Below are 21,104 nucleotides of genomic sequence, written 5' to 3'. Positions count from 1 at the left end.
CCCTACTAAAAGTATCTTAGTATTTAAATTTAGAGATCTAAGTTTTTTCAAGTTAGAGCCCAAAAATAGAGTAGGCTTACAAAATATAAGAAATTAATCAGGTCAAAGCCACTAAATGTCTTTTTTTGAACTATTAGAGAACACACCCAAAATTTTTGGATTCTTTGGAATATTTCTTTTCATTTGCACAATAGCAGCTTTTATATTTAATTTTGGTTTCAAATTTCGAATAATTGGTGCAACTATCTTTTCATTATTGCTTTCTTTGAGCAGTTGGGCCTTTATACAAAGTTACTCCGAAAAGGTTGTAATAGAAGGTGCAAAATATGTTCCAATTGTTTATGACAATGGGTTCGATTTGATTATTGCTAAAGCAGATAATGACTTTCCAGAAGAATCTATCGAACCAACCTTAGAGCAATTATCTCAAAACTTAAGGAAAGGTAGCAGATCTGGTGCAAATGTAAAAATAAAGATAAGAAAACTTGAAAAAATTTCAGATGGTATAAGTAAACCAGTGGTTATAGGAGAAATTAAGAAAAATGTCAAAATGAATTAGTCCGTAAAAAAATGGAAAGTAAAACCTTTTTAGATTTTTTGCCAGCTAATTTTAGACATGAGAAATCTTTTTTTATTAAAAATAATCTAACTGACTTTGAAAAATTAAGTAATCTTTCGGACTTAGATATAAATGAGATTCAAAGAAAATCTTCACTATGTACATTCAATAATCTAAAGAAAATTAGAGCTATAGCTATTTTTAAAAAAGAAATTGGAATTTCTCCACCGCAAGCATATCTACTTTTACATTGCGGTATATCTTCTCTTAAATCATTATCACTATCTACCCCTTACGAATTAGAACGCAAAATTGGTAGATTAGAAAGAATTCTTAGAGTAAAAACTGAGACAGATACAACTTTTACTCTCTTAAAAGAATGGATTAAAAAAGCTAGGCAAATCGATAAATCTATTGGGAATCTTGGATAAAAAAAATTTTTAATGTAGAATTTAGAAAAAGTTAGTAATAATGAAACCTTTGTTATTTTTTTTATTTTTGTTTTTAAACTCTCTATACCCTGTTTTAAGTCAATCTAACTTATTGGAAACTGTTAAAAAGAATCCAAACGAAGCTAGGAATTTATGTAATAAGTTTAGAGAGTTTAATTCAAAAGGCATTTCAGCTAGTTCAGATAAAGCTATAGAGTATGTATCAAACAAAAAAAAGTTAACTCCCGTTAACGCAGAGATCTTTTCTATTTACGTCATTGGGCTGCACTGCCCAGACATTATCTAAAGCCTAAATGTCTGGTTCAAGATGGTTTGATAAGTCTCTAGTACTTAGAGATGGAGTAAGACTTATATCTAGGATTTGGTTACCTGATAGTAATGGGCCATGGCCTGCATTATTGATGAGGCAACCATATGGCAGGGAAATAGCTTCAACTATTACCTATTCTCACCCAGAATGGTGGGCTTCCAAAGGGTATATGGTAATAATTCAAGATGTTAGAGGTATGGGTTCTTCTGAAGGAGTTTTTAATGGTTTTTCTCAAGAAGCTAGCGATACTTCAGAAACACATGAATGGGTAAGGTCTCTAAAAGAATGTGATGGAAAACTTGGCTTATATGGTTTTTCATATCAAGGATTTACTCAACTAACTGGTGAATTAAATTCAAAGCCGCCCGATTGTTTATCTCCAGCAATGACTGGGATGAATATTAAGGATCATTGGAGCTCAGATGGAGGCGCATATTGGTGGCATAACAATATTGCATGGGGACTTCAAATTGCAGCACTAAAAATGAAAAGAGAAAATAAATTGCTTGAGTGGGAAAAGATAAGATTAGCCTTAGAAAATAAAAGTTATTTACGGGAGGGAGTTGATACTTTAAAAAAATATGATCCTAATAGCTTCGTTTTGGAATGGCTTAAAAATTTAAATAATGGTCGCCCATTTGAAGAATTTAAACCAATTTCAACATGGATTAAAAAACCTATGTTAATTATTGGAGGGCTTTGGGATCCACATTTAAAAGGTGCCTTTGATCTTTATAAAAAATCTAAAGAAGCTGGTGGAAGCCCAGAGATTATTATTGGGAATGGCACACACCTAAATTGGTGGGAGGGATCACAAAAATCTTTATTAAAATTTTTTGATAAACATTTAAAGTCAGATGAAAAATTTAATTCTAAGAATTTTAAAGAGGAGAAAAAAATATGGAATATCTCATTAAATAAATGGGAAGAATTAGATAATAAATTTCACCCTGAATGTATTTTTGGGCTCAAAAGCGATGGCACAGCAAATGTTGAGGTTGAAGATGGAAGTCTGATCATAAATTCAAAAGGATCAGGATGGTTCACAATTGTTAATGACCCATGGAGACCTACTCCATCTGACGGTGGTCATTTAGGTCCAAATCCAGGAAAGTTTAATAGAAGTATTATTGATAAGCGCCTAGATGTAGGTGTTTTTCAAACCAATTCTTTTGAAGAAGATCAATATTTAAGAGGAGTTCCCACATTAGAAATCCAAGTAAAAAGTGATCAGCCCAATTTCGATATCTGTCTTGCTTTATCTCTAGTTGAAGAAGGTAATGAAAAGGTGAATCAATTTTCAACAGGATACTTAAGAGTTAAAAACTCCAAAATAGGTGAAGAATGCATTTATCAAATAACAATGCAGCCAACAAATATTTGTTTGATTAAAGATACCAAGCTTCGCTTATCTATATCTGCAGCAGCTTATCCTGCTATTGGAGTTAATCCTGGATTTGGCGAGGGAAATGTTGGAGCCCCTTCAGCAAATCATAGAGTTATTACTCTAAGTTTTAGCCTTAAAAGAACATTTATGAAAATGGACCCTTTTTTTTATAAATAATTATTTTTTTGGTTAATCATTTGATATTATTAATCCTTAATATCTACCAGTCATGATCGAGACAATTCAAGCAGACTGGATTAAATCAGAAGCTATCAACCTAGAAAATTGTTGCAATGATAATCCATTAAAAATATTAGGTCCTCATTTTTATGAAGAACAATGGGTAATAAGGATATGGATGCCTGAAGCCGAGGAAGTTAAAATAAATTTTAAAAACAATACCTATAAAGCGGAAAGCATAAACCATAAATGGCTTTTTGAAGCTATCCTACCTGAAAATCCAAATCATAATTACAAAATCAATATTTCACGAGGAGGGATCACACATATACAACATGACCCTTGGTCATATAGAGAAGAGTGGATGGGAGAAGTTGATAGACATCTTTTTGCAGAAGGTAATCATCATCATATTTGGAAAAAAATGGGAGCACATCTCATTGAAGAAAAGAATCAAGAAGGGGTCATGTTTTGCATTTGGGCTCCGAATGCAAAATCAATCTCGATAATTGGAGATATAAATTCTTGGGATGGAAGACATCATCCAATGCAAAAAAGATTAGGAGGAATTTGGGAACTATTCATGCCAACAATGCAAGAGGGCGACACATATAAATACGAAATAAGAACACAACAAGGTCATATTTATGAGAAAGCTGATCCATATGGTTTCCTTCATGAAATCAGACCTCAAAATGGTTCAATAGTTTCAAAATTGAAAAACTTTAATTGGAATGATAGTTCGTGGATTTCCAAAAGAGATTCTTCTAGTCAAATTAACAAGCCAATTTCAGTTTATGAAATGCATTTAGGAAGTTGGCTCCATGAATCAATAGATAATAAATATCTGGAGGACAATGGTGAACCAAGAGACCCAGTACCTGCTGCCGATTTAAAGCCTGGAACAAGATTATTAACTTATCCAGAATTAACAAAGAAACTCATCCCTTACGTAAAAGAGAGAGGATTCACTCATATTGAATTAATGCCAATATCTGAACATCCTTTCGATGGTTCATGGGGATACCAAGTTACAGGCTGGTATGCACCAACAAGTAGATTTGGCACCCCAAATGAATTTAGAGAGTTTGTTAATAAATGTCATGAAGAGGGCATAGGCGTAATTCTCGATTGGGTGCCTGGCCATTTTCCAAAAGATAAGCATGGTTTAGCATTTTTTGATGGTTGTCATCTTTATGAACATGGAGATTCACGAATAGGTGAACACAAAGAATGGGGAACCCTAATATTTAATTACAGCAGAAACGAAGTAAGAAATTTCTTAGTAGCCAACCTCGTTTATTGGTTTGAAGAGTTTCATATTGATGGCATAAGAGTAGATGCTGTAGCTTCAATGCTTTACAGAGATTATCTACGTCCAGATGGAGAATGGATACCCAATGAAAATGGTGGCAATGAAAATATAGAAGCCGTTAAATTTCTTCAACAGGCTAATCATGTACTCTTCCAACACTTCCCAGGTGCACTTTCTATCGCTGAAGAATCAACAACTTGGCCAATGGTAACCAAACCAACTGACATGGGAGGGTTAGGGTTTAACTTGAAATGGAATATGGGATGGATGCACGATATGCTTGATTATTTTGAAATAGATCCTTGGTTTAGGCAATTTCATCAAAATAGCGTAACTTTCTCAATTACATATAACTATACAGAGAACTTTATGCTTGCACTTAGTCATGATGAGGTTGTCCATGGGAAAAGTCATCTTTTGCATAAAATGCCTGGCGATGACTGGAAGAAATATGCCAATACTCGAGCATTACTAACTTATATGTGGACCCACCCTGGTAAAAAAACGATATTTATGGGAATGGAATTTGGGCAAAGACAAGAATGGAATGTTTGGGATGATCTGCAATGGGAGTTACTAGAATTTGAGCCTCATAAAGGTATCAGAAACTTGATTGATGACCTAAACATTCTTTATAAAAATGAACCTGCATTATGGAAAAATGACTTTGATCCTTATGGATTCCAATGGATTGATTGTAATGACAAATCTAATTCGGTTATAAGTTTTATGAGAAGAGAAAACGATACCAATGAGTGGCTAGTTGTTGTTGCTAACTTTACACCTAATACTCACGGGTCATATAAAGTAGGTGTTCCTGTTGAAGGATTCTATAAAGAAATATTTAATTCAGATGGCTCTAGATACGGTGGCAGTAACAAAGGAAATATGGGAGGTAAAGAAACTATAAATTACAATATTCATGATTATCAACATGCTCTAGAACTTGCTTTGCCCCCATTAAGCGTGAGTATCTTCAAACATCAATCAAAAAATTAAGGAGGCTCATTTAACTAAGTGCTTCATATAAATGTTCATATAACGCTTTTGCTCTGCTTTACATTGTAAGATTTTTAAGTTGGATTTTAATTTTTTTTAAAAATATCAAATTGCAAAATGGGTCAAGATTTACCACTACTACTGTCTGCCGCATTAGGTAAAAAAGTGAATAGGCCTCCAGTATGGATGATGAGGCAAGCAGGAAGATATATGAAAATCTATAGAGATTTAAGAGAGCGTTACCCAAGCTTTAGAGAGAGGTCTGAAAATCCAGAATTATCATATGAGATTTCAATGCAGCCTTTTTATGCTTTCAAACCGGATGGTGTGATCCTTTTTTCAGATATTCTCACACCTCTACCGGGGATGGGCATAAATTTTGAAATAATAGAAAGTAAAGGTCCAATTATTGAGGACCCAATAAGAACTCTTAACCAAGTAGAAAATTTAAAAGAACTAAATCCAAGTGAAAGTTTAAGTTTTGTTGGGCAAGTTCTTACGTCATTAAAAAAAGATGTGAATAATGAGGCAACGGTTTTAGGTTTTGTTGGCGCACCTTGGACTCTTGCTGCATATGTAGTTGAAGGTAAAAGCAGTAAAAATTATTCATTAATAAAATCAATGGCTTTTAATGAACCAGATTTACTTCATAAGCTTCTTGATCATTTTGCAAAATCTATTGGTGATTATCTTAAATATCAAATAAAATCTGGAGCGCAAGTAGTTCAAATTTTTGATTCCTGGGCAGGCCAACTAAGCCCACAAGATTACGATATCTTTGCTGGGCCTTATCAAAAAAAAGTTGTTGAAATTGTAAAAGCTGAATACCCGCAAACACCAATAATTCTTTACATTTCAGGAAGTGCTGGTGTACTAGAAAGAATGGCAAAAACTGGAGTAGATATAATCTCATTAGACTGGACAGTAGATATTGAAGAGGCTTGTAAAAGAATCCCCAGTGGGATAGGAATTCAAGGTAATGTTGACCCTGGCATTTTATTCGGAAACAAAGAATCAATAAAAGAAAGGATAGATAATACTTTCAATAAAATTGAAGACAGGAAATATATTCTTAATTTGGGTCATGGAATTTTGCCTGGGACTCCAGAAGAAAATGCTCAAACATTTTTTGAACATGGGAAAAAACTTACTTACTAGTCAAAGCCTTGGCATATAAAAACTTATTAATCACAGGTGCCAATGGATGTGTTGGTCAATATTTAGTTGATTGGTTTTTAAAAAATACAAAATTCAAGCTTTATCTCATGGTAAGAGACAAAAGTAAGTTACCAATTTCTGTTCAAGAAAACAAAAAAGTCAAGTTAATGGTTTGTGATATCAGAGAATCAAATAGGTATAAAAAGGAAATTAGTCAAATTAATTACCTAATACATACTGCTACAGCTTGGGGAAATCCAAGAAGAGCCTATGAAGTGAATATTAAAGCTTTTGAAGAATTACTCGAAATGCTTGATATTGAAAAATTAGAAAAGATTATTTATTTTTCAACAGCTAGTATTCTTGATACCCAAACAGAATTAATGAGGGAATCATTGATTTATGGAACAGAGTACATTCAAACAAAATATGAATGTTTCCAGAGACTTAGAAAAAGCTCATTTGCAGAAAAAACGTTCGCTGTTTTCCCTACCTTGGTCTTTGGGGGAAATCTTGGAAAAAAAAGTAAATATCCTGTGAGTTATTTAACTAGTGGATTGAAAGAAATTGGAAAATGGCTTTGGTTAGCAAGATTTTTAAAACTCGATTCTAAATTTCACTTTATTCACGCAAATGATATCGCCCAGATTTGCGGGTTTCTAATTAAAAATCATAAAGAAGAGCAATTCAAAGGCTTTAGAAAATTTGTACTAGGTCAGAAATTCATTTCAATTGATGATGCCATAATTACACTTTTAAAAAGGCATAATATGAGGAGATTTTTTGCGATACCGCTTACAAAAAAAATTCTAAAAATATTATTAAGAATTCTTCCCATCCAAACTACTCCTTGGGATAGCTTCAGTATCAAAAAATATGACTTTAATCATGTTCCCATCACTAATCCTGAGACTTTCAAACTTAAAAGTTATGCCAAGTCACTGAATGATATTTTAAGGTTATCAAAGTTACCAAGCTGTAATAACAATTAAAATTCTCGCAGTTAGGTTACCAAAGCCTTGTAATATGTATAAATAAGCTAATTTTAATTATGTTACGTTCAATCTTTGCAGGGTTATTTGCAATAGTTTTAACTCTAGGTCTAGGTATTTCATCAGTTTCAGCAAAGACTGTTGAAGTAAAACTCGGAACAGATGCTGGAATGCTCGCATTTGAACCAAGTACAGTAACCATTAGTGCTGGTGATACAGTTAAATTCGTCAATAATAAACTTGCCCCTCACAATGCTGTTTTTGATGGTCATGAGGAATTAAGTCATGCAGACCTAGCTTTTGCTCCAGGAGAGTCTTGGGAAGAAACATTTGATACCGCTGGAACTTATGATTACTATTGCGAGCCACACAGAGGAGCGGGAATGGTAGGTAAAGTTATTGTTGAATAAATCTTCTAAATAGTTAAATAATTTTTATACTAATATTTATTACAGTCATAATTAAATTTTGATTGATGAAAATAGTTTCAAGAGAATTTTCAAATTCTGCTTGGAACTGTTTTATTTTTGCCAAAGAAATTGCTTATAAAAATTACCAACAAGACGTAGACCCAGATAATTTATTATTAGCTCTTATAAAAGATGACAACTTTACAAAAAAGATCTTAAAAAAAAATAATGTGAATATCAAAGACTTTGAGAAAGAACTAACGTCTTCATTAAATTCAAAGGCAAAAATGAAAAACAAACAGGATAATTTATATATTGGTGATGCTCTTTACAAAATATTTTTAAAAGCAAATGATATTAAAAACACTTTAGATGATGTAGTGATATCAACAGAACACTTAGTTTACGGTTTGACTTATGATAATAAGTACGGTTTTCAAATTTTAAATCAAAAAAGTATCCCTGAATTTCTTGAAACTATAAAGAAAATGAAGTCAGATCCAGCATTAAAAAATGACTTTGATGCCTCTAATGAGTCTTTAGATAAATATGGTATTGATCTAACCCAATCTGCAAGGGATGGTGCTTTAGATCCAGTTATTGGTAGGGATGAAGAAATCAGAAGAACAATTCAAATATTGAGTAGAAGAACAAAAAATAATCCAGTTCTTATTGGAGAACCTGGGGTTGGTAAAACAGCCATAGTGGAAGGGTTGTCTCAAAGAATTATTAATGGCGATGTACCCTCCGCTCTACAAAATAGGCAACTAATTTCATTAGATATGGGTTCACTTTTGGCTGGGGCAAAATATCGTGGTGAATTCGAAGAAAGAATAAAAAATGTCCTAAAGAAAGTGAAAGAATCAGCCGGTAAGATCATTCTTTTTATTGATGAAATTCATACAGTAGTTGGTGCAGGAGCTAGTGGAGGTTCTTTAGATGCAAGCAACTTATTAAAACCAATGCTTGCAAGAGGAGAACTTAGATGTATAGGTGCTACAACTATTAATGAACACAAACAAAATATAGAAAAAGATCCTGCTTTAGAACGAAGATTTCAAAAAATAAAAATTGATGCTCCTTCAATAGATGATACTGTATCAATATTAAGAGGATTAAGAGAAAGATACGAAGTCCATCATAGTGTGAGAATTTCTGATAATGCTTTGGTTGCAGCAGCCACCCTTAGCGAAAGATATATTAACGATAGATTCCTTCCTGACAAAGCAATAGATTTAATCGATGAAGCAGCCTCAAGATTGAATATGGTCATAACTTCCAAACCTGAAGAAATTGATGAAATTGATCGAAAAGTCCTTCAGTTTGAGATGGAAAAATTATCTTTAAAAAGAGAAACAGATGATTTTTCCGTAGAAAGATTAAAAAAAATCAATAATGAACTTATTTCACTTAAAGATAGACAAGAAGAATTAGGCGCTCAATGGAAAAAAGAAAAAGATGAAATTAATGAGATTAGCACCATAAAAGAAGAAATTGAATCCATCCAATTACAAATAGATCAAGCCAAAAGGAGTTTTGACCTCAATAAAGCAGCAGAATTGGAATTTGGGACTTTAAATTCTTTACAAAAAAAATTAAAAGAAAAAAGTGAATCCCTAGTGAATTCTCAAAAAAATGGAGAGACTAGTCTTTTAAGGCAAGAGGTGACTTTTGATGATATTGCAGAAGTTGTCTCAAAGTGGACCTCAATTCCAGTTCAAAACTTAAACCAGTCAGAAAAAGATAAGCTTTTAAGCCTAGAGTCGATCCTTAAAGAAAAGATCATCGGTCAAGATAGTGCAATTAGAGCTGTTGCAGATTCCATTAAGAGATCAAGGACTGGTCTAAATGATCCAAACAAGCCATTAGCAAGTTTCCTCTTTTTAGGTCCAACTGGTGTTGGGAAAACAGAGCTGAGTAAAGTTACAGCAAAAATTATATTCGATTCTAATTCTTCAATTACAAGGCTGGATATGTCTGAATATATGGAAAAGCATTCAGTAAGCAAAATCATAGGTGCGCCTCCTGGATATTTAGGTTTCGAATCAGGCGGCCAACTAACTGAAGCTGTTCGCAAAAATCCTTATTCATTGATACTCCTAGATGAAATAGAGAAAGCTCACAAAGATATCTTAGATATTCTATTACAGGTTCTTGATGATGGAATCATTACAGATGGTCAAGGTCGCACAATAAATTTCAAAAATTCAATCATTGTTCTCACAAGTAATTTAGGAAGTCAATCAATAAATGATTTATCAGTTAGAAAAGAAGATAGAAGTGAAATTAAAAAAGTTGTAGATTATGAACTAAAAAAATTTTTCAAGCCTGAGTTTTTAAATCGTCTTGATGAAATAGTTATTTTTAATAATCTAGAATCAAATGATATAAAAGAAATTGCAAAAATACTGCTTCAAAATTTAGAAAAAAGACTTAACAAAAAAAACTTAAAATTCAAAATTTCGGAAGAGGCAATTAACCAACTGGTCGAAAATAGTTTCGATCATGCCTTTGGTGCTAGGCCTTTAAAAAGAATTATTCAAAAACAAATTGAGACAAAAATTTCAAACAATATATTGAATAATCATTACCTTAATAAAGACGAGATTAATATTTATCTAGTTAATGGAGAGTTAATTGTTGATTAAAGATCTAAATTGAAGAATCCTATATTACTTGAAATTTAACAACTTTAATCTAAGATTTGAACCAATCAGGAATTCCCTCATAACTTGCTTTATTAGATTTATTTTCTTTTGATTCTGTTTTCCAACAACATGTTCTGCCCTTATCCTTATCCTTTAAGTATTCATTAGCCCATCTCCAAATTAATTCAGAAGTGAACTCCATTCCCACATTATCCATAATTCTCAGATCTAAAGCATCTAAGCCATGTAATTTTTCCCAGTAACTCAACAAAGGGTCATCTTTATTTATTAAAAAAGTATGGTCAAATTGCTTCTTTAGTCTATTTTCTAGGGGCTTTAGACTTGAAAAATCGACAACAAAACCATTTAAGTCTAATTTTTTTGCAGTGAACCAAAAGGTGAATGATCTTGAATATCCATGCACAAATCTGCAGTGGCCTTCATGGCGCCATTGCCTATGCGAACAAGGAAAATCCTCGTAACTTTTGCTGCATGAAAATTTCAGAGAATGAATATACATCAATTAACTGTTAGGATAATTTTTAATAAAACACATTTAGTAGGATTTAACATAACGAACATAATGACTTATTCAACTAGTTTTTCGATAGAGGATCTACGCTTTGATAATTATGGATTAATCCCTGCAATAGCACAAGATTGGCTTGACGGATCAATTCTTATGCTGGCTTGGATGAACAAAGAATCTTTGACAATGACCCTTGAAACCAAAAACGTTCATTATTGGAGTAGATCAAGATCCGAAATTTGGAGAAAAGGAGCTACAAGTGGAAGTACCCAAATACTTAAGGAGATAAGATTCGATTGCGATAATGACGCACTAATCCTTCTGATTGAACAAAATGGATCAGGAGCCTGTCACACTGGTGAAAAAAGTTGTTTTTTCAACGAAATACAAATTAATCAAAGTGATAAAAAAGAGAAAAAAACAATTCCCTTCTCAAATATTTGCTCTGAATTATTCAATACAATTAACGAAAGATCAATAAATCCATCAGAAAAAAGTTACACAAATCATTTATTAACAAAAGGTAGTAATACTATTTTGAAAAAGATAGGAGAGGAATCTGCAGAATTTATAATGGCTTGCAAAGATAATGATAAAAATTCAATCTCAAATGAAGCTGCTGATTTAATTTATCATTTGCAAGTAGCCCTTATGCATAAAGGCGTTGAGTGGAGAGATGTACTTGCTGTTTTAGAATCAAGAAGAAAAAATTAGATAATTAAAATTACAAATTTATAATTTTTTTTAACCTGAAATTTGAAAATAAATAATAATAATTATTAATTAATTATTAATTAATTATTACATGTATGGCTTATTACTGAATTGACTATAAGTTAAATATATCAACAATGAGGTAAATCGTGAGTTCATTAAGCGATTTTCTTGGTGAAATAGGTCGTCATCAACTTTTGACTCCCGAAAGAGAACTCACAATGGGTAGAAAAGTCCAGGAAATGGTTGTGCTTGTTAATAGATGTCAAGAGGCAGGAGGTAAAGGTGCTGCTTGTGAATATTCCGAAGCTGAGAGAAAAAAGATCAAAATTGGTGAAAAAGCTAAAAACGAGATGATAACAGCCAACCTAAGACTAGTTGTCAACCTTGCCAAGAGATACCAAGGGAAGGGATTAGAATTACTGGACCTAATTCAAGAGGGGACATTAGGTCTTACAAGGGCCGTTGAAAAATATGATCCGTCTAGAGGACATAGATTTTCTACCTATGCTTATTGGTGGATTAGGCAAGGTTTAAATAGAGCATTGTCAACTCAAAGTAGAACGATAAGGATCCCTGTTAACATTAATGAAAAACTTACAAAACTGAGATCAGCGAAATCAAAGCTTATGCAACTTAAGGGTATTCCACCCAGTAGTGATGAGCTAGCTGAAGAAATGAAAATAACCAAAGAGGAAATTGACGAACTCCTTTCTTGTGAATTGAGAAGCATCACTGTTAGTCTCCAAGGTACTGTTAAGTCAAAATCAGATCCTTCCGAGTTAGTTGATATTCTTCCAAGTGATCAAACTCCCCCAATGGAATTAGCCGAATTAGCTGAAAGGACAGCCTCTGCTTGGAAGTTATTAGATAAAGCAAATTTAACTGAGAAAGAAAGAAAGATAGTAAGCCTAAGATTTGGGTTAGACGGCTCAAATGAATGGAGAACTTTAGCTGAAGTTGCAAGACATATGAGTTGTAGCAGGGAATATTGCCGACAAGTTGTACAACGTGCTTTAAGAAAACTTAGAAAAGCAGGGATACAGAATGGATTAGTTGATAGTATTAGCTAAAAATTCCATAAAAATCTTTAAATTTCATTTATAGGGATGAAAGAGAATTACAAAACTCAAGAAAAAATCTATGATGCTGAAGTTTTAGAGAGCTCAACATTTGATGAAAATATCATTATCAAGATTCTTATTAAAGCAGGAAGAACAATTGCCAAGCCTGCCTTAGAAGTTTTGGAGATGGCTTTAGATCCCTATACTCCAGCACAAGTAAGAGTTTCCTTAATGGCTGCGCTAGCGTATTTAATTATGCCATTTGATCTTTTCCCTGACTTTATGCCATTAGTTGGTTTTAGTGATGATTTTGTAGCCCTTACAGCAGTACTTAGTATATGGAGCAAATATATGACTCCTTCAATAAGAGCAAGAGCAGAGAACAAGCTTAATAAGTTATTCCCTTTTTATTAAATGAGTAAATTATCTCAAAAGGAAGAAAAAGAACTCATCTCCTTCATTAAGGATTGGTTGAAATCTCATGGATTTAACCAAAAAGAATTAGCAAATGAATTAAATATCAAGTCAATTCAAATGCCTGCAATTATTCTTAAATTAAAAGAATTTTATAAAAAAGGTGGCATGTACAGCGTTGCAAACAATCTTATAAAGATTGAGCAAAATTGGTTGAATAACATCAAAACTGGTTCTCAAGATAGGAACGATAATGCACCATATAATCAATTAGGTTTAGAGGATATTTATATTGATATTGAATCTCTAAATCGCAAAATTCATAAGGACACTAGCAAATAAATATTTATTTTAAAAAGTTACGTTTTACGTTTTAACTAGAAATCATATTCTCTTTGAACGAAGCAATTGCATAGATAAAACTTCTCCTTAAAACTTAACCTTTTAGAAAATAAATATAGATTTTTATTTCAAAATATAATCAATAATTATATTATTAATTAAAAATATTATAAATCTTTCTTTAAGATTAATTTTACATTTAACTTACAATAATAAGTACTGAAACATCCCCATAAATCATATTTAAAAAGCCTGAATCCAAGGATAAATATCATAATTAATCCATATACCTTTTTCCCAATATATGTCATCCTCAATAAGATTTTTCAACTCATTTTCATCATTAGCATTAAAAATTCCAAACAAATATTTGGTACATTTTGTTGGCCCTAAAGTAACTAGAATATCGCGATCTTTTAAGTTTTTAAGTCTATTAAGATGCTGTTCACGAAACGGTCCTCTTTTAATAATTGCATCTTCACAGTACTTTCCAAAAACTACAAACTTTTCCATTTTTAAATATAAATAATAGAATAAATATATACTAAATAATTGCATATATTACACGCAAATTGCTATGTTGTTTAATACGACTTTCTTTTAATTAATTATGCTAACTGGTAGCGATCTCCTTGCAAAAGTTAAAGAACTTGGTGATGCTAGCAAATCTGATCTAGTTCGTGCCTGTGGATATGTTTCCACTAAGAAAAACGGAGGTGAACGCTTAAACTTTACCGCATTTTATGAAGCACTTTTAGAAGCAAAAGGGGTTAATCTTGGCGATTCTGGAGTTGCAGGTATTGGGAAAGGTGGAAGAAAACTTAGTTATATAGCTACAGTTCAAGGCAATGGAAATCTTCTGATTGGGAAAGCATATACAGCACTTCTTGATTTAAAAGCAGGTGATGAATTTGAAATTAAGCTCGGAAGAAAACAAATCAGATTATTACCTACAGAAGAATCTTAAAAACAACAAAAATATATTGGATAAATCATTTTTAATTAATTTTTTAATTAATAAATTATCTTTGTATTTATTTTTTTTGATCAGCTGCTAAGCGCATTTCTTTACAAAATTCACCAACATGATCGACAACATCTTTTTCACTTGAACCAGAAATTCGTTTTACAAATGCACTCCCAATAATTACTCCATCTGCTCCCCACTCACGAACTTTATTAACATGTTCTGGAGTGGATATTCCAAAACCAACAGCAATTGGGCTACTATTTACATCCTTTAATTTAGCAATAAGATTTTCTACTCTATTTTCCATTTTGTTTCTCTCACCAGTGACACCTGTAACACTTACTAAATAAGTAAATCCTTTTGTATGATTTGATATTTGCTTCATTCTATCAAAAGGAGTAGTTGGAGCTACCAATAAAATTAAGTCCATAGAATAGTTACTAACTATTTTAGAAAAATTATAAGCTTCTTCAAGAGGGAGATCAGGAACTATTAGTCCAGAGACTCCAGCATTAGATGCCATCTCACAAAACTTTTCAAAGCCAAAACATAGTAATGGATTTAAGTAAGAAAAAAGGATGATGGGAATATTTAATTTACCTTTTAAAGATTCTAAAAGTTCAATTACTTTTCTTAGGTTAGTACCTGACTTTAAGGCGCGAGAGGCAGCTAACTGAATAACAGGTCCATCCGCAAGTGGGTCACTATAAGGGATACCTAATTCAATAAGGTCAGCTCCATTTTCTTGTAACTTTAATAAGATCTCAGAGGTTATTTCAATATTGGGATCCCCAGCCATAATAAAAGGCATCAAAGCTAATTTTTTATTATTTTTTAACTCGTAAAACATCTCATCTACCTTAGATGATGATTCATTGTTAGAAATTTGCATTTTGTTATCTTTCATGATTAATAGATATTTTTCTATAAAAATTTATGGATTTTTCTCTAAATCTTCCATTAGTTTTTGCTGCTCTTCCTTTGACAATAAGTTGAATTTGGCTTCTAGTTTATCACTAACAACTTTTTCATACTCTTTTCTATAACGTTTCCTTTGTTCCATAAAAGTCATTTTTCCATTTACGACTCTATAAACATAAGATGTTACCCAAGTAATAACAATCAAAATCAAGATACAACTTGAGAGAGTAGTGGCTGTAAAATTGTCGATACCGATTTGTGGCGCAAATTTGTAACTAATTAATCCTATTAATGAAATAAATAAACCTATTTGTATAACTTTACCTTTAGTCAATTATTTACCCTTTACCACTTCCTTTAAGTCTGAGATTTAAAAATGGAGAAAATAAAATTAGACCTGGAAAAAAAAGAAATACAAGACCGTAAATTCCTAATCTTTCAAATTTGCCCATAATATTCCATCTGTTATCCATCCAGTAAAATAGTAACAACGGAATAACCAATAAATAGGTAGAAATAATTCCAATGTAAGCAATTAAAGTAGCGAATGAATTATTGAAAAAACTTTCCATTTTGATTTATGGTTGCTTAGTTAAAACATAACAACTATTAGAAGTTATCGTCAGAACTAAAAAGAAATAATTAAATAATGGGAGTGGGGGGACTTGAACCCCCACGAGCTAAATCGCTCGACGGATTTTAAGTCCGGCGCGTCTACCAATTCCGCCACACTCCCAAAAGGAATTTGCGCTATTTAATCGTAGCTGAAAGCAACCCATTTAACCAAGAAAAATTGGAATATTTACACTTTTAATTGTCAGCTTAAATCTAATTTTTTAATTTACATTCCCTTCTACTTGCCATTGTAAAGTTTCACCTGCATGAAATGGTTTTATTTGTCCGACAATATTTTTTTCTTCAACAACATCAATAAATTCCTTAATTTTATTAGGTCTTGACACTAATTTTAATTTTTCTTTATTTGGAGGCAAATTATAAAAATTAGGGCCATTCAAACTTGCAAACTTTTCAAAATTATCTAGAGCATCCTCCTCTTCGAATACCGTCAAATAGCTCTCTATTGCTACTGGCGAATTAAAAATACCTGCACATCCACAAAAAGCCTTCCACTTCCTAAGATGTGGAGCAGAGTCAGTTCCCAAGAAAAAACATTTTTCCCCACTTGTTGCAGCTTTTCTTAAGGCGAGTCTATTATTTTCCCTCTTAGCAACTGGTAAGCAGTAAAAATCACTATTTAAGCCTCCAAAAAACATTGCATTTCTATTTATATGCAAATGATGTGGAGTGATAGTAGCTCCAATATTATTTTCTTGAACAAATTTCACTGCATAAGAGGTAGTTATATGTTCTAAAACGATTTTTAATTTTGGGAATCTTTTAGTTATTTGAGAGAGTTCTTTATCTATAAATACTTCTTCTCTATCGAACACATCTACCTCAGAATCAGTCACTTCCCCATGAATTAAAAGAGGCATTCCAGAATCTTGCATTAATTCAAAGATATTATATAAATTTTCTATTTTCTTAACTCCATGAATGGAATTAGTTGTGGCATTAGCAGGATATAGTTTTGCTGCGAAAAAAACATTATTTTTAAAACCATTTATTAGTTCCCCTTTATCAGTCTCATCTGTAAGATAAATTGTCATTAGTGGTTCAAACTTAGAGCTTTTTGGTAAAGCTTCAACAATAGATCTCTTATAAGAAATAGCGTTATTGATTGATGTTATGGGACTTTTAGTGTTTGGCATGACAATGGCTCTTCCAAAATATTCTGAAGTAAAATGAATAATATTTTTTAATACAAGACCTTCTCTTAAATGTAAATGCCAATCATCAGGTTTTATTATGGTTAAAGTCTTCAAAATTTTTTCTATTTAATCAATTTTAACAGCAAATTAAAATTGACAATAAATTATAGATATTCGAGGATAGTTATTAACCAATTATGAAAATTTTTATTATCTAAATAAAAGCCTAAATATGAGTGATTTTTTATTTCCAATAATAGAAATAGTTTTAGGCATAGTTCTACTTTATGCTGGAGGAGAGTTATTTATTCAAGGAGCTATATTTTTATCTTTAATTTTAGGAATACCTCAAATAGTAATTGGTTTAACGGTTGTTTCTCTTGGAACAAGCTCTCCTGAGTTATTGGTAAGTTTGAGCTCAATTTTAAAAGGCAGTGATTCCCTTGCGGCAAGCAATGTAATTGGAAGCAATATTTTTAATGTTCTCGTTGTTTTAGGTATAAGTTCATTGATAACACCTCTTAAGGTAAAAAGCAGAATAGTCAGAAGAGATGTGCCTCTTTTAATGGCAATTTCTTGTGCAGTTTGGGCTATGTCATCAACAGGATTATTAACATTTCAAGCAGGGGTATTTCTAATATTTTGTTTAATCTTAAATACAATATGGGAAATAAATACCATCAATGAGAAAGGAGAGGAGACAAAAGATGCTGAACCAGAGATAGAAGAATTAAAAGATAACTATAAAGGGAAGCTTAACATTTTACTAAAGTTGATATTGGGAATATTTCTTTTAAGCCTTGGTTCAAATATTTTAGTAAATGGTTCTCAAACCCTTGCTACTCTTTTGGGTGTAAATGAAATTGTTATTGGTTTAACTATCGTCGCAACTGGGACATCTTTACCTGAACTAGTAACTTCAATAATTGCTGCATTTAAAGGCAAAACAGATCTTGCGATTGGGAATGTAATAGGAAGTAATTTACTCAATCAACTTTTAATCCTTGGAAGTTGCACTATTTTTTCAGGATTTAAAGGATTAGTAATTGAACAGAGTCTAATAAAAGTTGACTTACCTTTTATGGTTTTAACTACCTTTGCATGCTTACCAATTTTCTGGAGCAAAGGGAAAATCACAAGAATTGAAGGATTTATTTTGCTTAATCTTTATATCTTCTACATTCTCGATAAAATACTTTTCCTGAATGGATTTAACTTCCTTTCTGAATTAAGGATAGGTTTATTTATTTACTTTGCATTACTTATAGTGTTTCTGATTGTTCAAGAAAAATTAAAATTTTTTAATTCATAATTTTATCCATACATAGTCACAAATTCTTCTGAGATTGTTGGGTGCAAAGCCATAGTAACATCAAAGTCTTTTTTTGTTATCCCAGCATTTAATGCAATTGATACCATTTGAATAATCTCAGACGCTGTTTCTCCAAACATATGACATCCTAAGACTTTGTCAGTTAGCTTATGAACTACAATCTTCAACATACATTTTGTTTTATTCTTTTTAAAAGTATTAGACATAGGGGTAAATTTGCATTTGAAAATTTTTATATTTTTTTCAGAGTAAATCTCTTTAGCTCTTTTCTCACTTAAGCCAACTGTTGAAATTTCTGGAATAGTAAAAACGGCCTTAGGTATATATTCATAATTTACTATTCTTTTTTGGCCATTAAAAAAATTATCCGAAAAAACTCTCCCTTGTTCTATTGCTACTGGAGTTAAGTTTGGTTTATTTATGATATCGCCAACTGCAAAAATATTTACGTTGCTTGTTTGATTAATTTCATCAACATCTAAATATTTGCCATCCATCTTTAGATTTAAAAAATCTAAATTTAAAGGCAAAAGATTTGGTTCTCTTCCTGTAGCAATAAGGATATTATTAGTTAGGAGTTCATCTCCCGAGTCTAGGGTAGATTCCAGATTTCCATTTACCCTCTTGATAGACTTTAATTGAGCATTGGATATTATATTGATTTCAGTAAAAGTAGGTGATTCCTCTAGGCATGAAGAAAGATCCTCATCAAAACCATTAAGTAAATGTTGACCTCTAATTAATTGAGTTACTTCAGTACCTAAATTTCTGAAAATAGAAGCAAATTCACAAGCAATATATCCTCCTCCTACTATTAATATTGATTTGGGAAACTTTTCTAATTCAAAAATATCATCACTAGTCCATGCCAAATCTATCCCGGGAATATTTAATTTCTTTGGTTTTCCTCCAACTGAAATAAGAATTTTTTTTGAACTTATTTTGTTTTTAGTTTTCTTTGTTTTTGGACAAATAATTTCTAATTCATTTTGAGTAATAAATCTTCCTAAGCCCTCAAAAATAGTTATATTCAACTTTTTTAAAGAATTTCTATGTAAATTACTTAATCTAGAAACCTCCTCCCTAACATTCTTCAATAAAATGTTTGATTCAAAATTAATACCTTCATTTTTTAATCCATATCCTTCAGAAAAATCCATATTATTTTTACTTTTAGCTGCATAAACCATCAATTTCTTAGGTACACATCCCCTTATCACACAAGTTCCTCCTATTTGCTTTGCTTCTATGATTGCGACTTTTGCTCCATAACTAGCCGCACGTTTAGCTGCCGCGAGTCCTCCAGATCCAGCGCCAACAACAATTAAATCAAATTCAAATTCCAAGACTTTTTTTAATCAATTATTATAACGTTAGTTTATAGCTTTAATTCAAATAATGAATGGGATTTTGACATGGGATGATTTAGATAAATTTGAGGTTGAAGATCTTAATAGAGTCCATGGTATAAATAATTCCTACGCAAATTTAAGATTATTTGGACATAGTGAAAATGATGTATTAGTTACTCTCTATAGGGATAGGCATTCTTGGTGTCCTTACTGTCAGAAGATATGGTTATGGCTTGAATTTAAGAGAATTCCATACAGAGTCAAGAAAATAAATATGTTTTGCTACGGGCAAAAGGAAAGTTGGTTCCTTGAAAAAGTCAGATCTGGGAAATTACCTGCAATTGAATTTAAAGGGCAAGTTATAACTGAAAGCGACAATATCATAGCTTTTTTAGAAAATGAATTTGGAGCACTTGGATCTTTTATAACATCTAGTCACCTTATCAAAATTCGAGAGTTAGAAAGAGAAATTTTCAGATCCTGGTGTAATTGGCTCTGCCGAGAAAGCTTTAATTTTATAGATAACTCTTTTAGAAAAAAAAGATTTAAAGAATCCATTTCTAAATTTGATGAAATCTTAACTAGGTCAAAATCAGGGTTTGTTGATCCATCAGTTTCTAATACGGGTGATATAGAGCCTGGTGTTGGAGATATAATTTTTATTCCCTATATGGAGAGAATGAATGCATCACTGATTTATTATAAAGGGTTTAATTTAAGATCTAATTACCGTCATTTAGATAACTGGCTTACCCTTTTTGAAGGGACAAGTGCTTATAGAGGCACTCAAGGAGATTTTCATACTCATTCTCATGATTTACCCCCACAAATGGGAGGATGCTATAAAGAAAGCAATGAACAACAGATTACTTTCTCTAAGCTAATAGATAATGGGGAGGGTCTAGGCAATTATGAACTAAATCAAAATTATGAGTCAAAATATTTCGCAAAAATTGCTCTTAAAAGAGTGATAAAGCATAAAGACAATTTACTAAAGGTAAACCCATACAATAAAGAATCATTTGACGAATCATTGAGATCAGCTTTGACCCACATGATCACAGGTGAAGTATTAATCCCTAAAAAACTCTCAGGAATTTCTCTTAGATACTTAAAAAATAGAATCTCAGTTCCAAGAGATATGCCAATTATTTCAGCAAGGTTATTAAGGCAATCATTAAATAAGATTGAATCGCTTAGTAATATCAATGAAATAGATAAGATACCTTTCAGGCATAGATATGATCAAGATCCTATAAATTTCGTTTCTAGTTATTAGTAAA

The 21,104-nt window shown here is 31.9% G+C and carries 23 protein-coding genes and 1 tRNA gene; 16 read left to right on the top strand and 8 right to left on the bottom strand.

Annotated features, from left to right (window positions below; genetic code table 11):
• Window positions 1-115: 115 nt before the first annotated feature.
• From HA152_RS03185 to HA152_RS03145, 9 genes are all read left to right on the top strand, one after another.
• The gene (locus tag HA152_RS03185; RefSeq protein WP_209133492.1) at window positions 116-559 is read left to right on the top strand and encodes a DUF2518 family protein; all 444 of its coding nucleotides are present in this window, start codon (window positions 116-118) and stop codon (window positions 557-559) included.
• 11 nt (window positions 560-570) lie between these two features.
• Window positions 571-990 (top strand): DUF4332 domain-containing protein, encoded by a 420-nt coding sequence (locus HA152_RS03180; protein ID WP_209133490.1) that lies wholly within the window; start codon window positions 571-573, stop codon window positions 988-990.
• Window positions 991-1,102: 112 nt separating this feature from the next.
• Window positions 1,103-1,297, top strand: a complete 195-nt coding sequence (locus HA152_RS03175; RefSeq protein ID WP_374939235.1) for a hypothetical protein — start codon at window positions 1,103-1,105, stop codon at window positions 1,295-1,297.
• Between the two features lie 7 nt (window positions 1,298-1,304).
• Window positions 1,305-2,885 (top strand): CocE/NonD family hydrolase, encoded by a 1,581-nt coding sequence (locus HA152_RS03170; protein ID WP_209133486.1) that lies wholly within the window; start codon window positions 1,305-1,307, stop codon window positions 2,883-2,885.
• Between the two features lie 52 nt (window positions 2,886-2,937).
• Window positions 2,938-5,202 carry a 1,4-alpha-glucan branching protein GlgB gene (gene glgB / locus HA152_RS03165; RefSeq protein ID WP_209133484.1) on the top strand — a complete coding sequence of 755 codons (2,265 nt, stop codon included), beginning with the start codon at window positions 2,938-2,940 and terminating at the stop codon, window positions 5,200-5,202.
• 117 nt (window positions 5,203-5,319) lie between these two features.
• A complete protein-coding gene (gene hemE, locus HA152_RS03160) occupies window positions 5,320-6,360 on the top strand; it encodes a uroporphyrinogen decarboxylase (protein WP_209133482.1) in 1,041 nt (346 codons plus the stop codon).
• Window positions 6,361-6,368: 8 nt separating this feature from the next.
• On the top strand, window positions 6,369-7,352 hold the full coding sequence (locus tag HA152_RS03155) for an NAD-dependent epimerase/dehydratase family protein (protein ID WP_209133480.1): 984 nt from the start codon (window positions 6,369-6,371) through the stop codon (window positions 7,350-7,352).
• 59 nt (window positions 7,353-7,411) lie between these two features.
• Window positions 7,412-7,762, top strand: a complete 351-nt coding sequence (gene petE / locus HA152_RS03150) for a plastocyanin (protein ID WP_025894221.1) — start codon at window positions 7,412-7,414, stop codon at window positions 7,760-7,762.
• A 65-nt stretch (window positions 7,763-7,827) separates the two neighbouring features.
• Entirely contained in the window at window positions 7,828-10,410 is a 2,583-nt protein-coding gene (locus HA152_RS03145; RefSeq protein ID WP_209133478.1) for an ATP-dependent Clp protease ATP-binding subunit, read from the top strand.
• 49 nt (window positions 10,411-10,459) lie between these two features.
• Here HA152_RS03145 and HA152_RS03140 read toward each other — a convergent pair whose 3' ends face one another.
• Window positions 10,460-10,930: a 6-carboxytetrahydropterin synthase gene (locus HA152_RS03140; RefSeq protein WP_209133475.1), complete on the bottom strand. Its 471-nt coding sequence runs from the start codon at window positions 10,928-10,930 to the stop codon at window positions 10,460-10,462.
• Between the two features lie 63 nt (window positions 10,931-10,993).
• Here HA152_RS03140 and hisIE point away from each other — a divergent pair, with 63 nt between their 5' ends.
• From hisIE to HA152_RS03120, 4 genes are all read left to right on the top strand, one after another.
• Window positions 10,994-11,653, top strand: coding sequence for a bifunctional phosphoribosyl-AMP cyclohydrolase/phosphoribosyl-ATP diphosphatase HisIE (hisIE, locus tag HA152_RS03135; protein WP_209133473.1), 660 nt, complete (start codon window positions 10,994-10,996; stop codon window positions 11,651-11,653).
• Between the two features lie 149 nt (window positions 11,654-11,802).
• Window positions 11,803-12,726, top strand: a complete 924-nt coding sequence (locus HA152_RS03130) for a sigma-70 family RNA polymerase sigma factor (protein WP_209133471.1) — start codon at window positions 11,803-11,805, stop codon at window positions 12,724-12,726.
• Between the two features lie 36 nt (window positions 12,727-12,762).
• Entirely contained in the window at window positions 12,763-13,131 is a 369-nt protein-coding gene (locus HA152_RS03125; protein ID WP_011818080.1) for a YkvA family protein, read from the top strand.
• Window positions 13,132-13,473, top strand: a complete 342-nt coding sequence (locus HA152_RS03120) for a hypothetical protein (RefSeq protein WP_209133469.1) — start codon at window positions 13,132-13,134, stop codon at window positions 13,471-13,473.
• Window positions 13,474-13,716: 243 nt separating this feature from the next.
• Here the strand turns inward: HA152_RS03120 and HA152_RS03115 are convergent, their stop codons facing one another.
• Window positions 13,717-13,986, bottom strand: coding sequence for a YciI family protein (locus HA152_RS03115; RefSeq protein ID WP_209133467.1), 270 nt, complete (start codon window positions 13,984-13,986; stop codon window positions 13,717-13,719).
• Window positions 13,987-14,083: 97 nt separating this feature from the next.
• On the opposite strand from HA152_RS03115, the gene HA152_RS03110 reads away from it, so the two are divergent.
• Entirely contained in the window at window positions 14,084-14,440 is a 357-nt protein-coding gene (locus HA152_RS03110) for an AbrB family transcriptional regulator (RefSeq protein ID WP_209133465.1), read from the top strand.
• Between the two features lie 67 nt (window positions 14,441-14,507).
• Here the strand turns inward: HA152_RS03110 and trpA are convergent, their stop codons facing one another.
• The 5 genes from trpA to pyrC all read right to left on the bottom strand — a co-directional run bounded on the left by trpA (window position 14,508) and on the right by pyrC (window position 17,250).
• Window positions 14,508-15,350 carry a tryptophan synthase subunit alpha gene (gene trpA, locus HA152_RS03105; protein ID WP_209133463.1) on the bottom strand — a complete coding sequence of 281 codons (843 nt, stop codon included), beginning with the start codon at window positions 15,348-15,350 and terminating at the stop codon, window positions 14,508-14,510.
• A gap of 27 nt (window positions 15,351-15,377) precedes the next feature.
• Window positions 15,378-15,698 carry a DUF3007 family protein gene (locus tag HA152_RS03100; protein WP_209133461.1) on the bottom strand — a complete coding sequence of 107 codons (321 nt, stop codon included), beginning with the start codon at window positions 15,696-15,698 and terminating at the stop codon, window positions 15,378-15,380.
• A 4-nt stretch (window positions 15,699-15,702) separates the two neighbouring features.
• Window positions 15,703-15,936: an NAD(P)H-quinone oxidoreductase subunit L gene (gene ndhL / locus HA152_RS03095; RefSeq protein WP_209133459.1), complete on the bottom strand. Its 234-nt coding sequence runs from the start codon at window positions 15,934-15,936 to the stop codon at window positions 15,703-15,705.
• A 78-nt stretch (window positions 15,937-16,014) separates the two neighbouring features.
• A tRNA-Leu gene (locus tag HA152_RS03090) sits at window positions 16,015-16,100 on the bottom strand.
• Between the two features lie 100 nt (window positions 16,101-16,200).
• The gene (gene pyrC, locus HA152_RS03085; protein ID WP_209133457.1) at window positions 16,201-17,250 is read right to left on the bottom strand and encodes a dihydroorotase; all 1,050 of its coding nucleotides are present in this window, start codon (window positions 17,248-17,250) and stop codon (window positions 16,201-16,203) included.
• A 118-nt stretch (window positions 17,251-17,368) separates the two neighbouring features.
• Here pyrC and HA152_RS03080 point away from each other — a divergent pair, with 118 nt between their 5' ends.
• Window positions 17,369-18,448, top strand: coding sequence for a calcium/sodium antiporter (locus tag HA152_RS03080; RefSeq protein ID WP_209133455.1), 1,080 nt, complete (start codon window positions 17,369-17,371; stop codon window positions 18,446-18,448).
• 2 nt (window positions 18,449-18,450) lie between these two features.
• Here the strand turns inward: HA152_RS03080 and gorA are convergent, their stop codons facing one another.
• The gene (gene gorA / locus HA152_RS03075; RefSeq protein WP_209133453.1) at window positions 18,451-19,815 is read right to left on the bottom strand and encodes a glutathione-disulfide reductase; all 1,365 of its coding nucleotides are present in this window, start codon (window positions 19,813-19,815) and stop codon (window positions 18,451-18,453) included.
• A 52-nt stretch (window positions 19,816-19,867) separates the two neighbouring features.
• Between gorA and HA152_RS03070 the strand changes: the two genes are divergently transcribed.
• A complete protein-coding gene (locus HA152_RS03070) occupies window positions 19,868-21,100 on the top strand; it encodes a glutathione S-transferase (protein ID WP_209133451.1) in 1,233 nt (410 codons plus the stop codon).
• Window positions 21,101-21,104 lie beyond the last annotated feature (4 nt).

The organism is Prochlorococcus marinus XMU1412, from assembly GCF_017696315.1.
Taxonomy (GTDB): Bacteria; Cyanobacteriota; Cyanobacteriia; order PCC-6307; family Cyanobiaceae; genus Prochlorococcus_A; species Prochlorococcus_A marinus_AF.
The sequence above is the reverse complement of the archived record's forward strand: the minus strand, read 5'-3'. Positions and strand labels throughout refer to the sequence as shown.